Genomic DNA, 5493 nt, shown 5'->3' with positions numbered 1-5493 from the left:
AAGGAAAGGGAAAACGACGCTTTTCCCTTTCCGTGGAGCGAAAAGTCCCGGATTGGACTTTTTGCGACCCTGTCAATGATAGAGGTTTGCGGAGATGACTGTAAAGGAACTGATAGCGCGATTGAGCGACTTACCTGGTGATCTTCTGTGTGTTTTTGGAGCCAACGGGGCCGGTAAGACGCGGCTGCTGCGGTCGATCGAGCAGTGCCTGCCTGAAGGGGACGTTTCGCGTGTCGGCACCGAAACCCTGATCGACGACCTGGTGCGGTTGTGTAGTCAGTTTGGACGGATATCCGAATGGCGGCGGCAATACAGCACGGTCGACGTTCTGATGCTCGACAACTTCTGGTGCCTGGCTGATCGCCCTGCTACAGCCAAAATCATCTGTCATCTGATCCGGGACCGAAGGGGTGCAGGCAAACTTACAGCCGTCGCTTCCGATCTGCCGCTGGCGACATGGAAGGAGAAAAATCGCGAAATCGCTCGACTGTTGAGGGAAGGTACTGCTATCCGGCTGACATGAGCCGCTTTCCGGGGATAAAGCAGGCAATGGGCGAGAGGCGATGGGCGAGGGGCAATGGGCGATAAGCGAGGGGCGATGGGCGAGGGGCAATGGGCGATAGGCGAGGGGCAATGGGCGATAAGCGAGGGGCAATGGGCGAGAGGCGAGGGGCAATGGGCGAGAGGCGATAGGCAATGGGCGAGAGGCGAGGGGCAAGGGGCGAGAGGCGAGGGGCAATGGGCGAGAGGCGAGGGGCAATAGGCGATGGGCAATGGATAATTGGGAAGAGCTTAGATCAACCGAACATGGAATCCTCGGCGCTTTAAAGGCGAGCACGCCCTTGAATTTCTTCCCTCATTGTCGTATTTTACTGTTTCGTTTCATTTTCAGGGGGGCTCCTTGGTCTACCTGTTCTCCTTCTTCATCGCCGCAGTGCTTGCCCTTACCATCACCCCAAGGGTGATTCGATTTTGTTCCGGCTGGGGATTCCTGGACCGGCCTGACCACCGCAAGCAGCATAGGGAACCGATGCCCCTTGCGGGCGGCATCACACTATTCCCCTTTGCTATCATCGGATTGACGGCGGCCTTTATCGGGAATGAGGGCCTGTTTTTTGTGCTCCTTGGAGCTTCTCTTATCTTCGCGGTCGGCACCTGGGATGATCGATTCGGTTGCCACTTCATGACCAAGTTCCTGGTCCAGACGATCGCCGCTCTATCGGTTATGCAGGCGGGAGTCCTTTTCGATCTGAACAGGTTCGTTTTTTTAAGTGATCTGGGGTTCAAGCCGGGTCACTTCCTGTCGTTTTTCGTGACGATCTTCTGGATCGTTGGGATCACCAACGCCGTCAACCTCATCGACGGGATGGATGGGCTGGCATCCGGCCTGTGTTTTAACGCTTTTATAGGCATGGGTGCTCTTGCCATCGTTTCAGACAGGACAGGGCTGGGGATGCTCTGCCTGATCATGTCGGGGGCGCTGCTCGGCTTTCTCAGGTATAATATTTATCCTGCCGGGACGTTCCTCGGGGACAGCGGCAGCCTTCTGCTCGGTTTCATCCTTGCCGTGGTATCCATCACCCATTCTGCCAAAACGAGCACGTTCCTGGTTCTCGTGGTCCCGATCCTGCTGCTGGCCATTCCTCTTACCGATACGGTTTTCGCCTTTATAAGACGGTCAGCGCGGGGTGAAAATCCATTTAAAGCAGACAGGGAACACATCCATCATCGCCTGCTGGATCTTAACTTCACCGCGATACAGGTCCTGGGCATGTTCTATGGGCTGTCGGCCTCTCTCGGCATCCTCGGCTTGCTCCTGGCCCAGACGATCCAGATCCAGATCCTGGCCCTGGGCCTCTTACTCCTTATCGCTGCCCTGGCAACGGTCAAGGTTTTTCACCTTTTCCGTGTCGGGGACGCGGTCCGTGACCTGAACGTGAGGGTCCGCGCCATCGCGAGAAAAGCCGTTGGTTCCATGAGGGACAGGAAAGAGCGTCTCAGGAACAACCTGGTCATACTGACAGGGGTATCCTCCGTGAACCTGGTCATATTATTCAAGAGGCACATGCTGCTTTCCCACCTGGTCGCCGCTGTACTGGCCCTTTTCGTCCTGGGCGCTTTGGACCTTTACCTGAACAATATCCAGGACTCTCCCCGCTACGAGATCACGCGGGTGGCCCTGTTCTGCTCCCTTGTCCTGAACCAGGTCACCCTGGTCACTGTATGGGGCGGCGCTGGTAAAACAGTGGGGTGGATGACGGTTCTCGCAGCGATCGCGGCCCTGCTCCTCCTGGGCTATTTTCTCTACCGGACAGGAACCTTCGCCGTCATTATCGCGTACCCGATGGACATCCTGAGCCTTTACATCGGAGTGCTCGGAGCGGCCCTCGCGAAGCACTTCCTCGGAGCGGCCTCTTTCCTGCCCTTTGCCGCTGCCCTGGCAAACGCCCTGATCCTCTACACCCTGGCCAGGGTCTACCTGTCAGGGTACCGGGTGCGCTCCTGGACGCTGGCCGCCGGCACAGTGGCCAGCATGGTGTTGCTCCTCTCCATGCCGTGGTGGGAGTAAAGGAAAGTCCAAAGACCAAAGTCCAAAGAGAAAAACAGGCTATAGGTAATAGGCTATGGGCGATGGGGAGAGGCATAACAGGTTTTATTCCTCATTCCATATTTCCTTTTCTATATTCATGCCCATCTCTCTTTATCCCATCCCCCCAAATAAATTGACAGGGTTGAATATTTGACATTCGTATCGGTACGAGGTACACATGATCCATGATACGTAGTTTCAAACACCGTGGTCTAAAGCGGTTTTATGAACATGGAGATCGCAGCCGGATGAGGGGCGACAATATCAATAGGATTGAAGACATCCTTGCCAGATTGGATGTCTCATTGACGCCATCTGACCTCGACTTGCCGGGTTATGTACTCCATGCGCTCAAAGGTGAATTAAAAGGATTCTGGAGTGTCCGTGTTTCAGGAAACTGGCGAATAATCTTCCGGTTTCAAGACGGAGATATTTTTGAAGTGAATCTGGTTGATTACCACTGAGGAGGATAAAAAATGGTAATGAAAAATCCGCCCCATCCGGGCCACTCCATAAAGGACGCCTGCCTGGCACCCCTGTCGCTTACAGTGACTGACGGTGCCCGTGTCCTTGGCGTCGCGCGCCACACTCTGTCACGTGTCATCAATGGGCAGGCCGGTATCTCTCCTGATATGGCTATTCGTCTTGAAAAAGCTTTCGGCAGTAGCGCTGACGCGTGGTTGCGCATGCAGGCTGCTTATGATCTTGCACAAGCTCGAATGCATGAGGACCGGATTAACGTAAAGCGATTCCAGACAGCATAAAGGGGAAAAGGTGTGATTGGTGAAAAGCATGGGAGCGTGGGGGCAGGAGGAACCAGACCAAAGTCCAAAGACCAAAGGGAGAGCGGGCTATAGGGAAGAGCATCAGGCACGATGACGAACGCGGTTTTTCACCCATAGCCCATTGCCCGCTTTTTCAAACCCAAAACCCACAACGCAAAACTTGAGGAGCATCAGCTCCGAACCCTGGAGAGCCATGTCATCGAAAAAGAGCCTGGAAAAGAAGATAAGCGATCGTTCCGCCCGCTGTGCCGTCATCGGGCTGGGGTATGTTGGACTGCCCCTGGCGGTAGAGCTTGCCGGCGCCGGTTTTCCAGTCGTGGGGCTCGACAAAAGCCTTGAAAAAGTCGAAGCGGTGAACCGGGGTGAGTCTTATATCCCCGATGTCCCCGCCCGCCAGGTGCTCCAGGAGGTCGAAAACGGGAGGCTTTCCGCCACAATGGATTTTGGCGTGGTGTCCGGGTGCGATGTCGTCTGCGTCTGCGTGCCGACCCCTCTCAACAAGACCCGTGATCCGGACATCTCCTGTATCATCGCGGCCCTGGAGGAAGCGATCGTTCCCAACCTCCATCCCGGGATGCTGATCGTTCTCGAGAGTACGACATATCCGGGCACCACCGACGAGGTCATGGTACCCGCCCTGACAGGAACGGGCCTCAAGGCGGGTGCGGACATCTTCGTGGCTTTTTCGCCGGAAAGGGTCGATCCGGGAAATCCGAGGTTCAACACCGGCAACATTCCCAAGGTCGTGGGTGGGGCAACGCCCAAATGCACAGAAATGGCAGCCCTGTTTTACAGGCAGTTCCTGGATACAGTTTTTCCGGTCAGTTCCGCGTCTGTGGCCGAAATGGTCAAGATCCATGAGAACACCTTCCGCAGCGTCAATATCGCCCTTGTCAACGAGCTCGCTGTCATGTGCGACCGCCTGGGCATCGACGTCTGGGAGGTCATCGAGGGAGCCGCCACCAAACCTTTCGGATTCATGCCCTTCTACCCCGGCCCCGGCCTGGGCGGTCACTGCATTCCCATCGATCCTTACTACCTGTCGTGGAAGGCCCGGTCCGTCGGGTTCGAGGCCCGCTTCATAGAGCTGGCCGGACAGGTCAACAGCTTCATGCCCCTCCATGTCGTTCAAAAGGCGGTGGATGCCCTCAACAGTATCGGGAAGGCCATGAAGGGCGCCCGGATTCTTGTTCTGGGAGTAGCCTATAAAAAAAATATCGACGACGAGAGGGAGTCGCCGGCCATCGACATCATCGACCGTCTCCTGGCCAAGGGAGCCGATGTCTCCTACACGGATCCCTACATCCCTGAGCTGGATGTGGGAACGGCGGTCCTGAAGCAGGTGGGAATGACGCCCGAACTTCTCAGCGGGTGTGATCTTGCCCTCATCGTCACCGACCACGACGATTTCGACTACAAACTGGTTCTGAAGGAGGCGCCCCTCATCCTCGACACGAGGAACACCATCAGGTCCCGTGATAATAAGAAGGTCTGGAGGATCTAACGGCAGCCCAAAGACCAAAGTCCAAAGACCAAAGTCCAAAGACCAAAGAAAGAATAAAACAAAACTGCACGTTGGCATGTGATTTGAACTCCTTTCAGAAAAATATTCGGAAAGGAGAGAAAATGTCAGAGATAAACGGATTTGAGGATCTGATCTCTTGGCAAAAGGCCAGGCAGCTGGTCAGACAGGTTCATGAACTCACCAATGGAGTGTCATTCAAGAAAGACCATGACTTGAGACGGCAAATCTGTCGAGCGAGTGTCTCCACCATGTCCAACATCGCCGAAGGTTACGAAAGAGAGGGTGACCGGGAGTTCATCCAGTTCCTGTCGCAGGCAAAAGCTTCCTGTGGCGAAGTAAGGTCACAATTGTACGTTGCCCACGACCTTGGCAATGTGAACGATAAGGAGTTTCAATCGCTCCATGATATAGCCAGTGAGACCAGCAGAGTAATATCCGGATTGATCAGCTACTTGAGAAAATCGGATTATATGGGCAGTAAATTTAAATAGATTTTGTACATTATCGAAAGGTTCTAAACTTGATAGAGTCGCAAAAAGTCCAATCCGGGACTTTTCGCTCCACGGAAAGGGAAAAGCGTCGTTTTCCCTTTC

Annotated in this window: 6 protein-coding genes; all 6 read left to right on the top strand. The window is 54.7% G+C overall.

Translation table 11 applies throughout. From position 1 onward, the window contains the following. Window positions 1-94: 94 nt before the first annotated feature. The 6 genes from P1S46_11245 to P1S46_11220 all read left to right on the top strand — a co-directional run bounded on the left by P1S46_11245 (window position 95) and on the right by P1S46_11220 (window position 5391). On the top strand, window positions 95-523 hold the full coding sequence (locus tag P1S46_11245) for a DnaA/Hda family protein (GenBank protein MDF1537050.1): 429 nt from the start codon (window positions 95-97) through the stop codon (window positions 521-523). Between the two features lie 378 nt (window positions 524-901). Then, entirely contained in the window at window positions 902-2569 is a 1668-nt protein-coding gene (locus P1S46_11240) for an MraY family glycosyltransferase (protein MDF1537049.1), read from the top strand. Window positions 2570-2775: 206 nt separating this feature from the next. Next, window positions 2776-3054 carry a type II toxin-antitoxin system RelE/ParE family toxin gene (locus tag P1S46_11235; protein MDF1537048.1) on the top strand — a complete coding sequence of 93 codons (279 nt, stop codon included), beginning with the start codon at window positions 2776-2778 and terminating at the stop codon, window positions 3052-3054. A gap of 12 nt (window positions 3055-3066) precedes the next feature. Further along, on the top strand, window positions 3067-3354 hold the full coding sequence (locus P1S46_11230; protein ID MDF1537047.1) for a HigA family addiction module antitoxin: 288 nt from the start codon (window positions 3067-3069) through the stop codon (window positions 3352-3354). 214 nt (window positions 3355-3568) lie between these two features. Then, on the top strand, window positions 3569-4879 hold the full coding sequence (locus P1S46_11225) for a nucleotide sugar dehydrogenase (GenBank protein ID MDF1537046.1): 1311 nt from the start codon (window positions 3569-3571) through the stop codon (window positions 4877-4879). Between the two features lie 122 nt (window positions 4880-5001). Beyond that, entirely contained in the window at window positions 5002-5391 is a 390-nt protein-coding gene (locus P1S46_11220; protein MDF1537045.1) for a four helix bundle protein, read from the top strand. Window positions 5392-5493 lie beyond the last annotated feature (102 nt).

Source organism: bacterium, assembly GCA_029210545.1.
Lineage (GTDB): Bacteria > BMS3Abin14 > BMS3Abin14 > BMS3Abin14 > BMS3Abin14 > JARGFV01.
This window is presented reverse-complemented; position numbering and strand designations above follow the sequence as displayed.